The organism is Miniphocaeibacter massiliensis (assembly GCF_900232905.1).
GTDB lineage: Bacteria > Bacillota > Clostridia > Tissierellales > Peptoniphilaceae > Miniphocaeibacter > Miniphocaeibacter massiliensis.
In genome coordinates, this window is sequence record NZ_OCTQ01000002.1 from 117,682 (window position 1) to 137,031 (window position 19,350).

22 protein-coding genes are annotated in these 19,350 nt (G+C 32.2%); all 22 read right to left on the reverse strand.

Annotation, left to right across the window (positions count from 1 at the left end; genetic code table 11):
* Nucleotides 1-35: 35 nt before the first annotated feature.
* The 22 genes from CS899_RS04595 to CS899_RS04700 all read right to left on the reverse strand — a co-directional run bounded on the left by CS899_RS04595 (nt 36) and on the right by CS899_RS04700 (nt 19,276).
* Complete coding sequence (locus CS899_RS04595) at nt 36-833, reverse strand: N-acetylmuramoyl-L-alanine amidase (RefSeq protein WP_100064987.1); 798 nt, start codon at nt 831-833, stop codon at nt 36-38.
* Complete coding sequence (locus CS899_RS04600; protein WP_100064988.1) at nt 823-1,236, reverse strand: phage holin family protein; 414 nt, start codon at nt 1,234-1,236, stop codon at nt 823-825. The genes CS899_RS04595 and CS899_RS04600 overlap by 11 nt, the downstream gene beginning before the upstream one ends.
* Nucleotides 1,237-1,241: 5 nt before the next feature.
* Nucleotides 1,242-1,568, reverse strand: a complete 327-nt coding sequence (locus tag CS899_RS04605) for a phage head closure protein (protein WP_100064989.1) — start codon at nt 1,566-1,568, stop codon at nt 1,242-1,244.
* A complete protein-coding gene (locus CS899_RS04610) occupies nt 1,568-1,843 on the reverse strand; it encodes a head-tail connector protein (RefSeq protein ID WP_100064990.1) in 276 nt (91 codons plus the stop codon). Before CS899_RS04610 ends, CS899_RS04605 begins: the two co-directional genes overlap by 1 nt.
* 1 nt (nt 1,844) lies before the next feature.
* Nucleotides 1,845-3,020, reverse strand: coding sequence for a phage major capsid protein (locus CS899_RS04615; protein ID WP_100064991.1), 1,176 nt, complete (start codon nt 3,018-3,020; stop codon nt 1,845-1,847).
* Nucleotides 3,021-3,023: 3 nt separating this feature from the next.
* Complete coding sequence (locus CS899_RS04620) at nt 3,024-3,704, reverse strand: head maturation protease, ClpP-related (protein ID WP_100064992.1); 681 nt, start codon at nt 3,702-3,704, stop codon at nt 3,024-3,026.
* Nucleotides 3,705-3,734: 30 nt separating this feature from the next.
* Nucleotides 3,735-5,036 (reverse strand): phage portal protein, encoded by a 1,302-nt coding sequence (locus tag CS899_RS04625; protein WP_100064993.1) that lies wholly within the window; start codon nt 5,034-5,036, stop codon nt 3,735-3,737.
* A gap of 140 nt (nt 5,037-5,176) precedes the next feature.
* The gene (locus CS899_RS04630; protein WP_207204743.1) at nt 5,177-5,587 is read right to left on the reverse strand and encodes a YjdF family protein; all 411 of its coding nucleotides are present in this window, start codon (nt 5,585-5,587) and stop codon (nt 5,177-5,179) included.
* Between the two features lie 200 nt (nt 5,588-5,787).
* Nucleotides 5,788-6,150, reverse strand: coding sequence for an MmcQ/YjbR family DNA-binding protein (locus tag CS899_RS04635; RefSeq protein WP_100064994.1), 363 nt, complete (start codon nt 6,148-6,150; stop codon nt 5,788-5,790).
* 51 nt (nt 6,151-6,201) lie between these two features.
* A complete protein-coding gene (locus CS899_RS04640; protein WP_100064995.1) occupies nt 6,202-6,603 on the reverse strand; it encodes a VOC family protein in 402 nt (133 codons plus the stop codon).
* A gap of 65 nt (nt 6,604-6,668) precedes the next feature.
* Nucleotides 6,669-8,270: a terminase large subunit gene (locus CS899_RS04645; RefSeq protein WP_100064996.1), complete on the reverse strand. Its 1,602-nt coding sequence runs from the start codon at nt 8,268-8,270 to the stop codon at nt 6,669-6,671.
* Between the two features lie 76 nt (nt 8,271-8,346).
* Entirely contained in the window at nt 8,347-8,898 is a 552-nt protein-coding gene (locus CS899_RS04650; protein ID WP_100064997.1) for a hypothetical protein, read from the reverse strand.
* 103 nt (nt 8,899-9,001) lie between these two features.
* The gene (locus CS899_RS04655; protein WP_422879619.1) at nt 9,002-9,214 is read right to left on the reverse strand and encodes a DUF4314 domain-containing protein; all 213 of its coding nucleotides are present in this window, start codon (nt 9,212-9,214) and stop codon (nt 9,002-9,004) included.
* A gap of 63 nt (nt 9,215-9,277) precedes the next feature.
* Nucleotides 9,278-10,513: a site-specific DNA-methyltransferase gene (locus CS899_RS04660; RefSeq protein ID WP_100064999.1), complete on the reverse strand. Its 1,236-nt coding sequence runs from the start codon at nt 10,511-10,513 to the stop codon at nt 9,278-9,280.
* Nucleotides 10,503-11,660: a methionine adenosyltransferase gene (gene metK / locus CS899_RS04665; protein ID WP_100065000.1), complete on the reverse strand. Its 1,158-nt coding sequence runs from the start codon at nt 11,658-11,660 to the stop codon at nt 10,503-10,505. The genes CS899_RS04660 and metK overlap by 11 nt, the downstream gene beginning before the upstream one ends.
* 12 nt (nt 11,661-11,672) lie before the next feature.
* Nucleotides 11,673-12,272 carry a P27 family phage terminase small subunit gene (locus CS899_RS04670; protein ID WP_479724603.1) on the reverse strand — a complete coding sequence of 200 codons (600 nt, stop codon included), beginning with the start codon at nt 12,270-12,272 and terminating at the stop codon, nt 11,673-11,675.
* A gap of 167 nt (nt 12,273-12,439) precedes the next feature.
* On the reverse strand, nt 12,440-12,799 hold the full coding sequence (locus CS899_RS04675; RefSeq protein ID WP_100065001.1) for an HNH endonuclease: 360 nt from the start codon (nt 12,797-12,799) through the stop codon (nt 12,440-12,442).
* 83 nt (nt 12,800-12,882) lie between these two features.
* Complete coding sequence (locus CS899_RS04680) at nt 12,883-13,320, reverse strand: DUF1492 domain-containing protein (RefSeq protein ID WP_100065002.1); 438 nt, start codon at nt 13,318-13,320, stop codon at nt 12,883-12,885.
* Nucleotides 13,317-14,567 (reverse strand): SNF2-related protein, encoded by a 1,251-nt coding sequence (locus CS899_RS04685; protein WP_340637867.1) that lies wholly within the window; start codon nt 14,565-14,567, stop codon nt 13,317-13,319. Before CS899_RS04685 ends, CS899_RS04680 begins: the two co-directional genes overlap by 4 nt.
* A 106-nt stretch (nt 14,568-14,673) precedes the next feature.
* Entirely contained in the window at nt 14,674-14,958 is a 285-nt protein-coding gene (locus CS899_RS04690; RefSeq protein ID WP_100065004.1) for a VRR-NUC domain-containing protein, read from the reverse strand.
* A gap of 120 nt (nt 14,959-15,078) precedes the next feature.
* Nucleotides 15,079-17,307: a phage/plasmid primase, P4 family gene (locus CS899_RS04695; RefSeq protein WP_100065005.1), complete on the reverse strand. Its 2,229-nt coding sequence runs from the start codon at nt 17,305-17,307 to the stop codon at nt 15,079-15,081.
* A gap of 31 nt (nt 17,308-17,338) precedes the next feature.
* Nucleotides 17,339-19,276, reverse strand: coding sequence for a DNA polymerase (locus CS899_RS04700; protein WP_100065007.1), 1,938 nt, complete (start codon nt 19,274-19,276; stop codon nt 17,339-17,341).
* Between the last annotated feature and the right edge of the window lie 74 nt (nt 19,277-19,350).

Sequence of the window (19,350 nt, forward strand, 5' to 3'; positions counted from 1 at the left end):
AAACCTATGAGAAAAATCCCATAGGTTTTGTATTCTTATACTCTTTTTCCATAATCAAGACTAATCCATCCAAGTCCTGATTTTAATCTTCCCCATCCTTTTAATGAGCCTTCCCCTGTCTTTACTTCTATTATTGTAAACACTCCTTTCCCAGTATACCTACCTATCGTCTTATAATTGACTCCAGGTCCTGTTCTTATATTTAGGTTAGATATATCTACTTTAAATAAAAAGGAAGATGTGTTGGAATTATGAATGGGTAATTTAGCTTCATTATTTAATTCTTTCCTTACATCTTCTCTAAATGTATTCATATCTTTTCCATGTTTTGGAAACCAATGCATAACATCTGAATGATTTGATGCGATTCCTTTAGAGTATCCTTCACTGTGACAAATAATATTTTTCTCATTTAAACCATACATCTTACATAAAAAGATACAGAGTTCTACTGCTTCTCTATATACTTTATTGAAATACTCTCTATCCAATAAATTATCTTCACAAATTTCAAAACTTATATAACTGTTGTTTCCACTACCACCACAGTGCCAAGCTCTGTGATTCCATGGAAGTGTTTGATACGTTGCTATAGTTCCGTCTTTTAATTTTCCAATAAAAGCATGGACACAAACTTGTCTTCCATCGGGATAATACCTATTCCAGTGATTGCCATATTTATTTACTCCTAAATTTCCATCATCCGGTCCTACATATCTTTTTAACCAAGAATTATTAGCTCCCGTTGAATGAACCATAATTCCAGTTGGTTTTATTTTTACTCCTGCTATATAGCAAGCATTTTTAGTTAAGATTTTCTTTTTAAGATTCACTACTATCCTCCTTATTATGCAGTTGTATTAATATTTCTTTTAATTTCTCAGGTATTGGAAGTCCAACTGTTGATGCATTTTCTAGTAAGGAAATCCCCTCATTTGAAAGATAAAAGAATATTACTGCAGTTCTAAGGACAGCATTTCCTTCTTTGAGAAGATATAGATCTAATAAGTTGGCCACTCCTACTACTATAAATATAATTATCTTCTTGATTATCCCTTTTGCCCCTACACGACTGGAAAGTCTTTTTTCAACAATCGCTCTTAATATTCCAGTAATGTAGTCTACAGCTATAAAAATAATCAGCACATAGATAAATCCATCTATCCCTCCTAAATACCATCCTAAAAAGCCACCAATGGTACTAAATATTATATTTATAAAATTGTTATTTAACATCTTATCTACTCCCATGACTTTCTTTGTTTTCCTTTAATTTCCATATATTCATTTCCATATTTAATATTATCTACAAAAGTAATATCATAATTTTTATCTCGAAATGTAATTGTTGTATCTTCATCTACTTCAGGGTTATATCTGATTATGAATTTAACCTCCTTGTGTAATTGGAGCTGTGCTGCAGCAAAATATTCCTCCCCATGTAGATTTGTTACATAAGCCCAAACTTCACCTATTTCAACAAGTTCTTCCTCACTATTTCCCCAATCATCTTGAGTAAATTCTGATTTTTGAAGTTTAATTCTATGCTTTAACCTTCCAATATTCATTAAAACACCTCTTTCCTATGTGGATAAAGAACTGCTCTCATCATCTTAATCAGTAAGTTTAAATCTGCATTTTCTCTATTTTCATAAAGATAGGCCACCCCATATAGGATGGCCTGTTTAATACCTTCAGGAATGGTTTCGTATTCAGAAATTGGATGTCTTAGAATATTTTCACAAATACTTTGAGAAGTAACCATTAAGCTAGAAATCAACTCATCTTCTATGTCATTATCTACTCTAAGATAAAGCTTTACATTCTTTAAATCCAATTCCATATTAAGCACCTTGTTGGATTACTTTTATTGCTTCAGGTAGTATTAATTTAGCATCTACTCTTTGAGAACCTAAAAATCCCACTTGTCCATTCGTTGCATATAATTCGTTAAGTCTTTTAAAACTTCTACCCTGTCTATCAGCAATCCAGTAGAAAGAAAAATCTCCAAATAAAACTGTTTTAGCAGATGCTGCTATTTCAGGAATAAAAGAAGATGTATAAACTGGACGATTTAAAATTTTATCTGGCTCTCCTGCACTTACTGATGGTTGCCAAATATATTGTCCATTAGTATCTTTAAGCTTTCTGATTTCCTTTAATGTCTTTTCATTCATCAAGAATACTGAATTTTTACGGTATCCTTCTTTTATGCTGTAATATAAATCTATTAAGTTATCAAAAGTAATTTTTGCTCCAGCTGAAGTAGTAACAGATACTTCTGCTCCACCTATTTCAGATAAAATACCAGTAGGTTTTCCTTTCCCATCTCCTATAAAGAATGCTTCTTCTTCCTTTGTACCTATTCTTCTAGCAAACTCTCTTGCAATATACTCTTCCATATTAAAAGCTGAATCATTTAATAATTCTTCAGATATTTTTATCATAGTCCCTAATTTATGAGCACCTAGCGTCACTTGGTCGAAAGCTACATCACTTTCTTCATAGACTCCTTCCTCTGCTATCCAAGATGCAGTACCCTTTGTTGTTGCTACTGGAATTAGTCTTTCTCCATAAGAAGTTTGAATGGTCTTTGCTATTTTTCTAAGGATATTTTCTTCTTCCAAGCTTTCTATAATCTGTCTTTCAAATTCGTCTGGTACTAAATACCCTCCTTCAGGATCCGTTCCTACTTTTAGTGAATTTATTAATTCAGGATTCTTGTGTCCTTTCATAGTATTCCAAAAGGCTTTACTATACTCCTTATTATCATCTTTTTTACTTGGGTTATTTAATAATATATCCCTAATTGGCCTATTCAACTCTAAGTCAATGCCTCGCTGTCTTTCCAATCTATCAATTTCTTTTCCTAATGCTACTACTTCTGACTCCATTTCTTCATAGGTTTTTGTATCTTCTTTTGATAATACTTCTGAACCCTTTTGATGCTCGTCTAAAAAAGCTTTCGCTTTATCCCATAAGTTTGCTCTCTTTTCTCTTAATTCTATAATTTTATTCATGATTTACCTCCTAAGTAAATTTAATCTTTTCTTTAAAGTTTCTATATTGGTTCTATCTGCATTTCTCACTTTCATTTTTTGTAAAAGCGAATTTGATACTCCTCGTCTTGAAAATACAAAGTTTGATGCTATGTTTTTTCTTTTTCCATCTTCCATTACTAAATCAGCAAATCCCATTTCTATTGCCTTGTTTGAATTCATCCAAGTTTCCGCATCCATTAGTCTAGAAATATCATTTCTATTTAATCCAGTTTTTATTTCATAGGCATTAATAATGGATTCTTTCACTTCTGATAACATATCTATTGTCTTTTTCATTTCTTCGCTATCTCCAATGGCTACAGTAAAAGGATTGTGTATCATCATTAATGCAGTTGGTGCCATTTGTACACTTGTACCTGCCATTGCAATAACAGAAGCCGCTGATGCTGCTATGCCATCAATCTTTATAGTTATATCTCCTTTGTAGTCCATAAGCATTGCATAAATTCTACTAGCAGCAATACAATCTCCACCTGGAGAATTTAACCATATTTCAATATCTCCAGTATCTGAAAACAACTCTTCTTTAAAAATATTTGGAGTTATATCATCGTCATACCATGACTCTTCAGCTATAACTCCACTAAAGAATAGTTGCCTTTTCCCTTCTTCATTTTTTACAAAGTTCCAAAACTTATTCAATTTTTTCCTCCTCTCTGTACAACTACACATCTATTCACCTCGTCCATTTGGCCCTTGCTCATAGTGTGAGACTGTATCTGACCTACCTTCCACTTCATTTTCTTGTGGGGGTAGGTCATTATAAAATGAACCCGACTTAGTTAAAGGAAGCATATTCCCATTTACTAAGTACAAATCTCCACCTTCTTCCTTTGGTATTTTATTTAAGTTTTCCAATTCTCTTATATCGTTTGCACTCATCCAGCCATTTTGCCTTCCTACTGCATATCCATTCATACGGCTTTGATAATCTCCTCTTAGCAAACCATCTAGATTGAATTTAATAAAAAGCTTTTCTTTTTCTTTTGGAAGTAATAGACTTTGTTGCATTGCTTGTTCCCACCGAATCACCCAAGGATCCAATGTATATTTCACAAATTCAAGAGATTGTTGCTCAATATTTGAAAAACTGGATTTCTCTAAATCTCCTACCATATGAGGTGGAACTCTAAAGATTCTAGCTATTTCATTTATCTGAAATTTTCTCGTTTCTAAAAATTGTGCTTGATCTGGAGGAATGGACATTGGTGTAAACTTCATTCCTTCTTCTAATACCGCTATCTTATTTGCATTGGATTTGGAAAACTGTGTTTGCCAACTTTCTCTAAGCTTTTCTGGATCCTTTACTATTCCAGGATGTTCAAGTATTCCTCCAGGATTTGCGCCATTAGAAAAGAATGTAGCCCCATATTCCTCTGTTGCTAGTGCCATTCCTATTGCGTTTTTTGCCATAGCAATTGGTGAATATCCAATTAGTCCATCAAATCCCAACCCTGGTATATGAAGGACTTCTTCTTTCCTAAGAATTATTTTTTCAGTCCTTCCAAACTCATCTTTTTCTCTAGTGTATTTGTATTCAAGCTCTCCTCCTGCACTTCTTGATACTTCAATTTTGCTTGGTATTAATGGATAAAGTGCCACTATTTCATTTCTTCCGTTTCTAATAATTTGTGCATAAGCATTCCCCCATAAAAGAAGATGACACATCATAGTCTCTCTAAAAATAAAGGATGTCATTTCATGATTTGGCTCATCGTGTAAAAGGCGGTATAAGGAGTGATTCACTTTTTTTTCTTTTCCTCCATCATCTGTATATCTATATAAATGTAGAGGAAGACCTGCTATACTCTCAGCTAAAATTCTTACACAAGCATAAACTGCCGTTTGAGTTAAAGCAGTCTGCTCATTAACTAATTTTCCAGATGTTGTTGGTCCAAATAAAAAAGATAAGCTAGAACCAATTCGATTCCTAGGCTTATCTCTAGAATTATTTGTACCTTTATAGGTGAACAATTTTTTAAATATGTTAATATTATCATCTCCTTCCTTGCATCAAAAAAGCACCTACTACTTAGTAGATGCTCAACGTAAATCATTGTTTTGTTAATTTCTTTAATCCTAATATATAAGACAAATTTTTTATTACTAGACCATCATCTGCCTTTATGTTTTTCTTTTTTCTTTTGTTGCTTTAATTCAAATATTCGCTTAGATTCTGCTAGTTTCTCCTCTTTGCTCTTCTTTTTACGTATTTTCTTATTCTGTTCATGTTGCAATTGCAGAGCTTGCTGTGACTTTGTTCCAACTCCAGTATCTTTAAGTTGTTTCTTCACATATCGCTGCATTCTTTTAGGATTTTTCTTTTTTTCTGTTACAACATCTTCTATAGATGAACTAAATTGTAAATTATCATAATATTTCAATATAAATTCATATACTTCATAATCCTTTGGTTCAGAACCAAAGGTAACCTTAGCTACTGATAATTTTCCTTCCTCTCTCCTTTCAAATACTCCCACCCAAAACGGATTTTCAAAATACACTGTAAGTTTACTATTCATCATAGTCCCTCCTTTGTTGGTAAAAACAAAGAATGGACAACCCGGAGGGGCAGGTTACTTACCCTGTACTAACAAACAGGACGGCCGGGCTACCTACCGGCTCTAGTACATCTATTATGTACATTGCGTTTTTTCCTTTGCACTCATATAATTTAGAATTTTTTCTTTATTAGAATAATATCATATAAAAAACACCTCAAACATTACATAGATAATAATTCTTTTTGTTTCTTCTTGCTAAGAGATGAAAATACTAGGTTATAAGATTTATCTAACATCTCTCTTAGTAAATCGTCTGATATATTACCATCAACTTTAACAGAATTCCAATGAGTCTTATTCATATAGTAGCCTGGAATGATATCCTCAAACTGTTGTCTTAAAAAGTCTCCCTCTGAAGGTTCTAATTTAAGTGTAATATAATATGGTTTATCATCTTTGTCTAAACAGATAGCTACAAATAATTTATCTGCAATAGTATATCTAATCCAATTCCATTCCACTTTCAAATCTTTTTTAGCAGCTTTTTTATTCAATAAATACTCATCAATCCAATCATACTTCATTTTCTCACCTTATTCATTTTATTTTTAATAACCACTTTTAAAAATATAAATTTATCTTTCAAAAGGTTTGTTAAAAGACCCTATCTCAATTAAATTTCCTTCTGGATCTGATATAAAACAAGTTCTCTGTCCCCAAGGTTCCGTTGTGGGTTCTAACACTGAAACAGCACCTTTACTTAATACTTCTCTATATTTTTTGTCAACTTCCTCAAAGCTATCAACATATAAGGCAATTTCAAAGTGTCCATTAAACCCTTTTATATACTCATATTTTCTACTTGTCATCTTTTCAAAATTACTTCTTTCATACAATAGAAAAAGGGTTCCATCTTTAATTAAGTAAACATTATCTGCGTCTTCATCTTCTTTAATTTCAAATCCTAATACATCTCGGTAAAATCGAATCATTTTAGGCATATCGTTTACGAACAATCCAAATCCATCTAGTTTCATTTTTTTCTCCTTTAAAGTAGAATTTATCTTTATCATCATATTACCATAATAAAGATTATAAATCATTACATAAACAATAATCCTCTATTATCATAGACACTTTCTTCATTGTTATTCCCACATCTTATTGCTCTATCTAGTGCCATAACAGTTGCCACAACTCCATCTATCTTTTCCGTTGATTTTTCTTTGTCAGGTTTTATATTTCCAGCTGGATCTGTTCGAATAAAAATATTATCCATCATCCACCTTAATACAGGCTGTCCTCCATGAGCTATTTTCTTTTCAAGAGTTAATTTCATAAGCTCTTTAGTTGGAGGTGACATATCTTTAAAACCTTGCCCAAATGGTACTACTGTAAATCCCATACCTTCTAAATTTTGAACCATTTGAACTGCTCCCCATCTATCAAAGGCAATCTCTCTAATATTATATATTTTGCCTAAATCTTCTATAAATTTCTCAATAAATCCGTAGTGAACTACATTTCCCTCTGTTGTTAAAAGATGTCCTTGTTTTTTCCATAAATCATAGTTAACTTGATCTCTTGAAACTCTTAGTTCCAAGTTATCTTCAGGTAGCCAAAAATATGATAGTATATAATATTTATCTTCTTCATCTAAGGGTGGAAAAACTAAAACAAATGCTGTTATATCCGTAGTACTTGCCAAGTCTAAACCACCATAACAAACCCTTCCTTTTAGTTCTTCTGGTTTAAACTTAAAAGCACATTCATCCCATTTATCCATTGGCATCCATCTAATAGATTGTTTTACCCACTGATTAAGTCTTAACTGTCTAAACGAGTTTTCTTCTGCTGGGTTTTGCTTTGCAGAATTATATGCATCTTCAACTTTTTCCATTGGAACCGTTATTCCAAGAGACGGATTTGCCTTTTTCCATACTTTTGAATCTCCCCAATCTTCATCTTCTTTTGCTCCGTAGATAACTGGATAAAAAGTAGAATCTGTTTTTCTTCCCTCAATAATATCTAAAGCCTTTTGATGAGTTTCATAACAAATAGACTGTGTATCTGTTCCTGCCGTTGTAATTAGAAAGTATAAAGGTTGAGCTCTTGCATCTCCCGAGCCTTTCGTCATTACATCAAAAAGCTTTCTATTAGGCTGAGTATGAAGTTCATCAAATACAACTCCATGAATATTAAACCCATGCTTTGAGTAAGCTTCAGCAGACAGTACCTGATAAAAACTATTTGTTGGTAAATATATAATTCTTTTTTGAGATGCTAATATCTTAACTCTTTTTGATAAGGCTGGACTCATTCTAACCATATCTGCGGCCACATCAAAAACAATTGTAGCTTGTTGTCTATCAGCAGCACATCCATATACTTCTGCTCTTTGTTCTCCATCTGCACATGTTAAAAGTAGTGCTACTGCAGCTGCAAGTTCTGATTTTCCTTGTTTCTTAGGTATCTCTATATACGCAGTATTAAATTGTCTATATCCATTTTTCTTTACTACTCCAAATAAATCTCTAATAATTTTCTCTTGCCAATCAATAAGTTTAAATGGTTTCCCAGACCATTTTCCTTTTGTATGTTTTAATAATTCTATAAATGCAACTGCATAGTCCGCTTTATCCTTATCATAATAGGAATCTTCAGCCATAAATTTTGTTGGTTTATATTCTTTTAATGCTCTCATCCCATATAAGTCACCTCCCAAAGTTAGGGTATAAAAAAATAGAGCATAAGCCCTATTAAAAAGTTATTTTTACTATTTATTCTATCCTATTTGAATAAGGATCAGTACTATACCATAAAGCAATCTCATTTTTTGTATCTCTTGTCCAAGTTATAGCAAAGTCAAAATTTCGTTCACCGCAATTACTAAAAACATCAATATCAAATCCATATTTCATAGGTATTTCTTTTTCTTCCTCTATAATAATTCCGTCAAATTCATAGACTCCTTTATATTCATAAATTCCATTTTTATAAAATCCACCAAAATCTCCTTCTACACCAAACATAAGCAAAAAATTTTCATGTTCAAGCGAAAAAGTTTCTTGAAATTCTCCACCCGCATAATCTAGAGAAAAATCTTCTTCTGTTTCAATGATAAATTTAATGTTATGTTTATTTCCATCTGGTTTAAAATTAAATCTCAATGTTAAGGCTTCTTCAATTCCATTCCATTTTTTATCTATTAATGTTCTGTAAACCATAAAATCTTTTTGATTTCCATCAAAAAACATTTTAACTGTTCCAATTGGAATTATTAATTTTTTAGTTAAAAATGGTACTTTTTCATATTTTATTTTAGGAAACATTTTCTCACCTCTTAAAAAGATTATAGTTAATTCTATAGAATATATTCTACTTATCTAAATTTTATAAACTATTTATTTTTTACTATACATTACTTAGCTATTATTATAATATCTCACATTTATCAATATTGTAAACAACTGACAAGCTACTACCATTATCCCAATTCACCATAATTGAACCTATATCATCTACTCCAATTACTGTTCCTTCTGTTTCTATAGGTGGTGCATATAAATCATCCATTTTGACAAGTTTTACTCTTGTTCCTTTCAAATAAGTTTCTCTTAAATACTCCAATGTCTTAGTATCAATCAAAACCACTCACTCCTTTAATGACATATTCGCTCTAAAAGGTGTTAATATCAAGTGTTTCAGACTTTATTTGTTGGTACTATTTATCTCATAGTAAGAAAGTTTTGCACCATCTCTTATTACAAAAATATCTGTTGTTTTACCAACTTGTTCAATATATCTTTTTACAATGACGTCAGAATATTTTTCATCAAGTTCTATAGTGTAACAGATTCTATCTGTTTGCTCACAAGCAATAAGTGTTGAGCCACTTCCACCAAAAGGATCTAAAACAATAGAGTTTGTCAGACTTGAATTTAATATTGGGTAGGCAATTAATGGTATAGGTTTCATTGTTGGATGGTCCTTATTCTTACTTGGCTTATCAAACTCCCAAATAGTTGATTCTTTCCTTCCTGTATACCATTTATGTTTACCTTTTTTCTTCCAACCGAAAAGAATTGGTTCATGTTGCCATTGATATGGACTTCTTCCTAAAACAAGGGATTGCTTTTTCCATATACAAGTTCCAGACAAATAAAACCCTGAATCTTCAAATGCTTTTCTAAAATTTAGTCCTTCTGTATCAGCATGAAACACATAAATAGAACCATCATCTGCTAGGTACTTTTCCATATTTAAAAAGGAGCTAAGCAGAAATTCATAAAATACTGATTTTTCCATGTTGTCATTTTTGATCTTTCCTGCTTGACTTTCATAATTCACATTATAAGGAGGATCTGTTACAACTAAATTTGCTTTATTTCCGTCCATTAGTTCCATATAAGTTTCTTCTTTTGTACTATCTCCACAAATGAGTCTATGTCTTCCTAAAATCCAAACATCACCACTCTTACTAATAGCTGGGTTTTTAAGTTCGTCTTCTACGTCAAAACCATCATCTTTAATTCCGTCTTTTAAATCATCTTTAAATAACTCATCTAGTTCATAAGGTTCAAAACCCATAATGGAAAGATCAAAATCAACACCTTCAAGTTCAGTAATTAAATCTGTTAGTTTTTCTTTATCCCAATCTCCACTAATTTTATTTAAGGAAACATTAAGCGCTTTTTCCTTATCTTCATCAAGTTCAACTATTACACAGTCAATTTCATTATGTCCAATATCTTTTAATACCTTTAATCTTTGATGACCTCCAACAACTCTACTTGTAGTTTTATTCCAAATTACTGGCTCCACATATCCAAAGGTTTCTATTGAACGCTTTAATTTTTCATATTCTAAATCTCCAGGCTTTAAATCAATTCTCGGATTATATTCAGCAGGTATAAGTTTATCGATAGCAATCTTTTTAATGTCCATAACTATCCACCACTTTTTTTAGCTTTCCATACTTAACTTGCTCCCATGGAAATAAAATTGAATTAAAATGACCATAGCAAGCAGTATCTCTATATATTGGTATCTTTAAATCTAAATAATCAATCATTCCATTTGGAGTAAGAGAATAATTGTCCTTTATTATTTCAACTAAAATATCATCAGGTACAATTCCTGTTCTAAATGTATTTATATTTACTGCCACTGGTTCAGCTTTTCCTATTGCATAGGATAAAGCTACTTCACATTCTTCTGCTATTTCATCAGAAACTATCTGCTTTGCAATATGTCTTGCCATATAAGCAGCTGTTCTATCTACCTTTGTTGGATCTTTTCCACTGAAGGCACCTCCACCATGAGGTCTTCCTCCATAGGTATCAACCATTATTTTTCTGCCTGTAAGACCTGTATCTGCATCAGGACCACCTTCAACAAATCTTCCACTTGGATTGATTAAAATTTCTGTTCTATCATCAATCTTAATATTAGTAAAAATAGGTAGAACTACTAAGGACATAATTTCTTCTTTTAAAATATCTACATTTTTAAATTCCGAATGTCTAATTGAAAGAACTACACTTTCCACTCGTTTTGCTTTTCCATCTTCATATTCAATGGAAACTTGAGACTTTCCATCTGATAATATGCCCTCAATTATTCCATCTTCCCTTAGCTTATCGAATCTTTTACATATTTTATGAGCATAAACTAATGGTAGTGGAAGTTTTTCACTAGTTTCATTTGTGGCATAACCATACATAGTCCCTTGGTCACCAGCACCTAGAATTGAAAATATTGAAGTTTTCTTCTCCCTTTGCTCTAGCGAATAATCTACTCCTGTTTTTATATCTTCACTTTGTTTATGAAGATACACATGAATTTTATATTTTTGAGTTTCATAACCTAATTTCATTAAAACATCTCTTACAATCCATCTAATATCTAATTTTTCTTTACAAGTGATTTCTCCAGCAATTATAATATGACCTCTCGTTGCCATAACTTCTACTGCAACTCTTGAAGCACGATCTTTCATTAATGCCCAATCTAAAATAGCATCGGAAATTTGGTCACATAATTTATCTGGGTGTCCTTTACATACACTTTCTGCTGTTAATAGAGTTTTCATATTTTCTCCCTTCTATTCATTTCTTCTTAATAATCTCTCCATTGCATCTTCTCTAGGATTCCCAGTAAATGCAGTAAGAGAATTTTGTTTTACAATATCGAATATTTCAAACCATAGTAGATTTGCTTGCTTTTGAAAAGACTGACTCATACTTACAAAAGGACTAGCTATAGCTCCTCCAGTTGTAGGATGCTTTCCTAAAAGTCCATATTCACTAATAGCTTCTTCACATTGAATAAACCTGGCAAAAGCTTGAGAGTATGATTCTAGTAGTCTGCTATTAATTAACTTGTCACATCCTCTTTCTTTAAGCCACATCCATGTTTCCTTAAATATTTCATCTGCTCCTAGAGGTTTTCCATCTCTTTGTTTCTGTGAAAGATACTCTGATGGATCAGGCATATCTTCTCCAAATAAATCTGAGTCTACATATAGTTCATTTGTTTCTAAAATTGTACTTTTGGGAAAGTCTGGAATATCCATTATTTCTGTTGCTTTTCCCTTATTTACTTTATCGATCAGTGGTTCTGGTCTTTCTCCAGCTCTAGGCCTTCTACCACCTCTGTACGTTCCATCTCTTGCGATAGTATCCCCTCCATCTTTATCGCTCACATCGTCCTTTCAGTCCTTATTCACGGTGTAAGACTGTATCTGACCTACCTACAAAATCACAGATTTTGGGTTAGGTCATTAATACCCTGTTTGAACTGCAATTTTTGTGCGTGAGAGGCCCCCACCGTTCCCTTTTTGCCTTCCTTTTAGAGATTTGACCTCCCCCTTCAACTCCTTCTCCATCGGTCACCCTCAAGGGCTGTAATCCTTGAGTGACATGATTTACAAAGTGCCATAAGATTTTCTTCATCATGTGTACCTCCTTTTGATAAAGGTACTATATGATGGACTTCTTCTGCAGTCTTTATTCTTTCTTCTTTTTTACACTGCTCACAAAGTGTATGGGACTTAATATATTTATCTCTAATCTTCTTCCAACGGTATCCATATCTTTTCTTTGTTTTTGGATCTCGTTTATACTTCTCATAATGTCTTCCTGTTTCTTTTTTATGTTTGTCACAGTAGCGTTCATGTACTAATTCAGGACATCCTGGAAAAGCACATGGCTTTGCTGGTTTTCTTGGCATCTACTTCACCTCATAAAAATAGCCCTGGAATTTATATTCCAAGGCTTTATATATTATTTTGCTATCTTAATACTATCATAAGCCTATACTCTCTTTCTATCACATTTACTCTCCTCTTTTGGAATTTGAATTTGTCCGATGGCCTTATTGTGAATCCTAAATATATGTTGAATACTAAAGTTCATATCAACTGCAATTTGCTCAAAGTTTAAGAAACAAAGATATCTCTTTTCTAAAATAGTCTGGTGCTCCTTATTCTTAATTTTATTAATTACACCAATGATTTCTCTTTTTAAATCAACCAACCGAATAATGTCTTTATTAATTTCTTCTTGCAATGTAATTATCTTTATAATGGTATCTTCCATTTTAGATGTACTTTCATTTCTACTTCTAGGCATATCAGATAATGTGGTAGTGGCCTTTGTAGCTAATGAATTTAACATATCAATTTGCTCTATCTTATTGTTTATTCTTTCATCTAAATAAAAAGCTTGAGATAGGTATTCTTTTGCATTCAATCAACCACCTCCAAATTAGCTTTCACTGCATCAATTAACAAATCTTGTGTTCTTTCCTTTAGTTTTAGTGCTTTCATAACTTTTTCATCAATTGTATCCTTCGTAATAATATGATGAATTACTACATTTTCCTTTTGTCCTTGTCTATTAAGTCTAGCATTAGTTTGTTGATATAACTCTAAGGACCATGTAAGTGAAAACCATATTAGTGTTGAGCCTCCTGCTTGAAGATTTAGTCCATGGCCAGCTGAAGCTGGATGTATTGTAGCAATAGGAATTCTACCTTGATTCCATTCTTTAATATCAGAACTTGTTTTTAATTCCCTTACTTTCATTCTTTCTTTAATTCTTTTGATATCTTGCTTGTACCAATAAGCGATTAACACTGGTTTCCCATTTGCTCCTTCAATTAAGTCTTCAAGTGCATCTAGTTTTCTATCATGAATCTTTATACTATTTTTATCTTCATCATAAATAGAACCACTGGCCATTTGAAGAAGTTTATTTGATAAAGATGCAGCGTTTATTGCATCTATTTCTTTGTCTTTTAGTTCCACAACTAACTCTTTTTTTAGAGTTTCATATATATTTCTTTCCTTTTCATCTAATTCAACTACAACTTCATTTATTATTAACTTTGGCATTTTAAGATAATCTTCTGCTTTCATGGATACTGTTATATCCGATATTTTTTTATAAATTGATTCTTCTGCAAATTCTCTAGGTTTATAGGAATATATGATATTGCCATTTCGTTTATCTGGTTTAAAATATATCTCTCGATATTGCGTGATAAATCTTCCTAGCCTTTTACCCATATCAAGTAATCTAAATTCTGCCCACAAGTCCATTAAACCATTACTACTGGGAGTGCCAGTAAGTCCTACTATTCTTTTTACCTTTGGTCTTACCTTTATAAGTGACCTAAACCTTTTTGATTGATTAGACTTAAAACTTGATAATTCATCAATGACTAACATGTCATAGTCAAAAGGTAGATTTGATTTATTAATTAACCAATCTATATTTTCACGATTGATTAAATAAATATCCGACTCTTCTTTAAGTGCTTTTATCCTTTCTTCCTTTGAGCCAATTGCTACTGAATATTTTAGAATGTCTAGGTGGTTCCACTTTTCTATTTCATCTGGCCAAGTATCTCTTGCAACTCTTAGTGGTGCAATTATTAATATCTTTCTAACTTCAAAACTATCAAAAAGTAAATCTTTAATCGCTGAAAGGCTTATAACTGTCTTTCCTAACCTAAGCCCATATCAAGGAATATAGCAGAGATTGGTTTTTCTTGAATATAATTAATAGCATACTTCTGATATTCGTGCGGTATGAACTTCACTAGGCATCACCTCCCATAGTTTTAATGATATTTTCTATATCTCTTTTATTGTCTAAAATAAAAACCTTAAATCCTAAATTTCGTAGTTGTTCTATTCTTCTTACCTGTATTGGTCTGGGTACTTCTTTAGGCCTTTTTACTTCAACAAATCCTACTTTGCCTTTAGGAAATAGTAAAATTCTATCTGGTACTCCCATCATGGAGGGTGTAATAAATTTAAGACATTGTCCTCCATGTTTCTTACATTCCACTACAAGTTCTCTTTCTATCTCTTTTTCTAACATAAAACCTCCATTTTATGGGAAAGTGTAGGTCTGTGTAGGTGTTATCTATACCTTTTTATATATATAATTTTTTTATTTACTATATAATACCTATAGAAATAACTTACACGACCTACACTATTAAGCAAATTCAGACTTTAGTTTTAGTCCTAAGATTATATTTCCTTTATTAGTTCGCTTTCTTTTATATCCTTCAGATTCTAAAGCATTATAAAAGTCTGAAGTACTTCTTGTGTACTCTCCTGTTCGCATACAAAATGACCTATACTCACTGTATAGCTCTCCTGACTTCTCACTAAAGCTTGGATCTGTTTCACAACAAGTCTCAAAAAATCTTGCTATCCAGTCATTATCCGATTTATATTTCTTAATGGCATTGATAACTTTCTGTGGTAAACTTATTTTAAATTCCTCAGCAATTACTTTCTTTGCTCCTTCAATTATCCAATTTAAAATAGCTCCACCAGAATTTTTATATAAATAATCTGTATAGTTCTTTATGTCGGACTTGCCTTCAATTTTCGCCTCAAAGGGAATAACGATAAGTCTTCTCCATGTTCCTTCATCAATTGCTCCAACCTTAGGTAGATGATTGGTATATAGGACCAGAGTATGAGAAGGTGTGAATTTAAAAGGTGCTTTAAATTTCTTCTCAGCATAAATTTCATCTGTAGAACACAACTGCTTTACATTTGCAGTGGAAAGTCTCATTCCTTCTTCTAGTTCCGATGCAATTAATAATCTCTTTCCCTTTGTTTCTGCTAACTCTGGTTTAGCATTTCTTTTACATCCTACTGTCAAAATATCTGATGATATTGAACCGCTATACGTTCCTAAAACTCTAGATATAACGTTCCAAAATGTTGACTTTCCATTTCTACCATCCCCATAGGCAATTATCATTGCTTCTAAATACACTTTTCCTACTACTGACATTCCTGCAATTTTCTGAACATAATATATTAAGTCCTTATCTTTGCAAAAGAAAGTATTTAAAGCATCCTCCCATAGCTCTTTACCTTCTATATTAGGATCAATGCTTGTCTGTTTTGTAATAAAATTAGATGCATCTTTCCCTATATCTGCTCCATCTAAAAGATTGATAGTATATGTTGGTGTATTTAATAAAAACTCATCTCTATCTAGTTCAATCTGTTCTATTTCAACCATGGGCATTACTTCTTTTGTTGTGGCATTAATAAATCTGGTATCTCCTCGTTTTATTGCATACTTTTGATAATTTACTGCAATCTGATATTTTTCAAAGGAATTTCTTTGCTCTATATTAAATAATTCTATTGCCTTTTTAGTAGATAGACTCTCAATTAAATCTAGTGCTCCGTTTTTCTTCATTTCCTCTCGTAACTCTAAAAGCTTAATCGTTGCTTCTTCAAGTTGTCTATTCACCAATTCTTGCGAAAGTGCCTGTGCTTTTAAATCTGACTCCTCCCAATATGACCCGTTGTAGACTAAAAACTTTGTAGCTGGTGAATATCTAACTATATCTCCAAACTCTTTAACAAAAACCTCTGCTTGAGAAAGGTCAGAATACTGCTCTGGCTTTAATTTAAAATCAACAGCATACTTTCCAGGTGGAATATATCCCTCTTTGGAAGTTATTTTATTTCCAAACTTTAGTGCTGATTTCCATATCTTTTCAAGCTCACTATCCTCCAGTGGTGGTGAGCATAAAGCAGCTTTTTCTTCAAAAAGCTTTCTTGCCATGTCAGTGTTTCCATATCTTATTAAGACTCTTCCAGCATAATGGCTCATTGAAGAATTTCTATTTCCTTCAAGAATTAAATCTTGCTCACTATCCCATGACTTAAAATCATCTTTTATTGTTTCAGTTACATACTTTTCCCCTCTTATAACCTCAACTTTAGGTTCTTCTACTCCAAAAAAGAATCTTGCACCATCTAATGCATTTTTATCAAAAAACGGAAAATATTCTGACAGTTCTTCTTTTACCATAGTATAGACATCCACTTCTTTTATTAATGGAACTGGAAAGTAAATGTGCATTCTTGGTCTTGCTTCTTTTCCATATTTTGCCCTATTGTGATTTCTGCTATATACAACATAAAACTCCGTATTAGGAAATGAATATTTCACATCCTTAATATCAATCCAATCCTCTGGACTTTCAGAGTGATCATTATCTATATCCATTGGAATACAATCCGATTCTAAAAAATTATCTTTAGAGCGATAGTTATTTTTGTACCTGGCCATAACATGGTCATAACTTGCTGCTTTTTTAAGTGACGCTATATCTGTAATATCTATTTCTATTGGATAGAGGCAATTTTTACTATTACCTCTATCCCTTGATACATATAATCTCAATGCTTATCCTCCTTCTCTATAGAATAAGAACTTAATCCTTTTGATAAAATTTACATTCAAATCCATCTGCATCAAGAACAAGACCATCTGCCCAATCTGGCACTACTCTCATTACTTGATTTACTTCTTCTATACTTGATTTGTTTTCTTCTATTTCAATGACAACTTCATCATGAACATGCATTACAATATGAAAGCCTTTATTTTCTAGTCTTAGCATCGCTTCTGCTAATATATCTCTTGATACTCCTTGAACAATATTTTCTACAAATTTACCTCCATAGGATTCAATTCGCCCCCATTTATTTCCAACTATTGTTCCTTCATAAGTTATAGACTCTCCAGCAAAACGGTTAACTCCAATTCTTGGCTTTACATAGGAAAGGTTTCTTCCACTTGGTAGTCTTATAAAGAGAATTCCTTTCTCATAAGAAAAAACTAGTTTATTAAACTTTTCTTTAGAGCGACTTTTTATCACTCTTTTTATTACTGTATCTATATCCCACCATAGTTTTACAATATTAGGATTTGCACTTCGCCAGGAATCAACAATGTCTTGTAATTCTTCTTCATTTAAACCCATCTCTATGGCACCCATAGCCTTTAATGCCCCAACTGATCCATTATATCCACAAGCAAGCTCTGCAATTTTACCTTTCTGCCTAAGTTCACCATTAATACCATGTTTTACTACTGGTACACCGAACATTTGACTAGCCGACTGACAATAGATGTCTTCACCTCTTGCAAAAGCATCCATTCTCCACTCTTCTCCAGCAAGCCATGAAAGTACCCTAGCTTCAATAGCAGAGAAATCCGATACTATAAATCTACATCCATTTTTTGGAATAAAGGCAGTACGAATTAACTGTGATAAAATATCTGAAGGACTTTCATATAGTAGTTTCAAGGTTTCAAATTCACCATTTCTAACTAATGAGCGAGCAAGCTCTAAGTCTTTTAGATTATTTCTCCTTAAATTTTGCACTTGAATTAATCTTCCAGAATAACGTCCTGTACGATTCGCTCCATAAAACTGAATAAGTCCTCTTTCTCTTTTATCTTTACCTTTTACATTTTTCATGGATATATATTTCTTTACACTTGATTTGGATAGTTCTTGTCTAAGTTCTAATACTTCTTTTATATCTCCTTTAGCTGTTTCAAGCGCCAATTCTACATCTTTTTTAGCAAGAGACTTTATTTCTAAACCTTTATCGTTTAACCATTTTTTAAGTTGAAGTGGTGAATTTGGATTCTCAAGTCCAGTTAGTTCTATTGCTCTTTTCATATTTTCTTGATATAAGTCTTCGTCAAGTTTTATAGCATTTTCAACTAACACTTCATCTATCTTTATTCCTCTGTCATTTATGTTTTGGTCGATATGATAATTGTCCCATTCAAACTTTGGCATTGAAAAATGAGACAACCTTTCATGGATTTTAAGTTCTGTTTCCACATCTCTTTTGTTATATTCTTTGAAGGTTTTCCATTTTCCCAAATCATCTTTAGGTAAGTTTCTTGTTCTCATATAATTTTCTTTAGTTGGTTTACAAGGCATGGAGAAATATCTAATTAGAGCTTTTCCTTCATTCATCTTTTGTTTATCTAGATTTAATACTTTCCCTACTTTTTCAAGTGATAGTGGTAGTCCTAAATAAGCTGACCAAACCATAGTGCAATACCAAGATTCTGTACTTAAACTTTCACCTAAAAACTTTGATAAACATACTCTTTCAAAATTTGCATTAAAGGCCCATTTTTCTATATTTTCATCTTTAAGGGCATTCATTATTTCTTTAGGAATCTTCTCTCCCTGTGCTAAATCAATGACCTCGACTTCACTATCATCAATGGAATAGGAAAAGAGAAGGACTTCAAAGTCCCTACTCTCAGCATATTTATATACTCCACATTTTGTTAAGTCCTTTGATGCAAAAGTCTCAATATCTATCATTAATTTCTTCATTTGTTTTCTTTCAACTTTTTCTTTACATAGACATAGGCATCAACGGCATTTTTAATTACAAAATTTGCTAATAA

Bases quoted from the DNA above. Each gene is read 5' to 3' on its own strand.
- CS899_RS04635 (WP_100064994.1), bottom strand. From the start codon at position 6,150: ATGAAGTATGATTGGATTGATGAGTATTTATTGAATAAAAAAGCTGCT.
- CS899_RS04610 (WP_100064990.1), bottom strand. From the start codon at position 1,843: ATGGAATTGGATTTAAAGAATGTAAAGCTTTATCTTAGAGTAGATAAT.
- CS899_RS04675 (WP_100065001.1), bottom strand. From the start codon at position 12,799: ATGCCAAGAAAACCAGCAAAGCCATGTGCTTTTCCAGGATGTCCTGAA.
- metK (WP_100065000.1), bottom strand. From the start codon at position 11,660: ATGAAAACTCTATTAACAGCAGAAAGTGTATGTAAAGGACACCCAGAT.
- CS899_RS04645 (WP_100064996.1), bottom strand. From the start codon at position 8,270: ATGAGAGCATTAAAAGAATATAAACCAACAAAATTTATGGCTGAAGAT.
- CS899_RS04615 (WP_100064991.1), bottom strand. From the start codon at position 3,020: ATGAATAAAATTATAGAATTAAGAGAAAAGAGAGCAAACTTATGGGAT.
- CS899_RS04640 (WP_100064995.1), bottom strand. From the start codon at position 6,603: ATGAAACTAGATGGATTTGGATTGTTCGTAAACGATATGCCTAAAATG.
- CS899_RS04700 (WP_100065007.1), bottom strand. From the start codon at position 19,276: ATGAAGAAATTAATGATAGATATTGAGACTTTTGCATCAAAGGACTTA.
- CS899_RS04600 (WP_100064988.1), bottom strand. From the start codon at position 1,236: ATGTTAAATAACAATTTTATAAATATAATATTTAGTACCATTGGTGGC.
- CS899_RS04630 (WP_207204743.1), bottom strand. From the start codon at position 5,587: ATGATGAATAGTAAACTTACAGTGTATTTTGAAAATCCGTTTTGGGTG.
- CS899_RS04605 (WP_100064989.1), bottom strand. From the start codon at position 1,568: ATGAATATTGGAAGGTTAAAGCATAGAATTAAACTTCAAAAATCAGAA.
- CS899_RS04660 (WP_100064999.1), bottom strand. From the start codon at position 10,513: ATGGACATTAAAAAGATTGCTATCGATAAACTTATACCTGCTGAATAT.
- CS899_RS04650 (WP_100064997.1), bottom strand. From the start codon at position 8,898: ATGTTTCCTAAAATAAAATATGAAAAAGTACCATTTTTAACTAAAAAA.
- CS899_RS04690 (WP_100065004.1), bottom strand. From the start codon at position 14,958: ATGTTAGAAAAAGAGATAGAAAGAGAACTTGTAGTGGAATGTAAGAAA.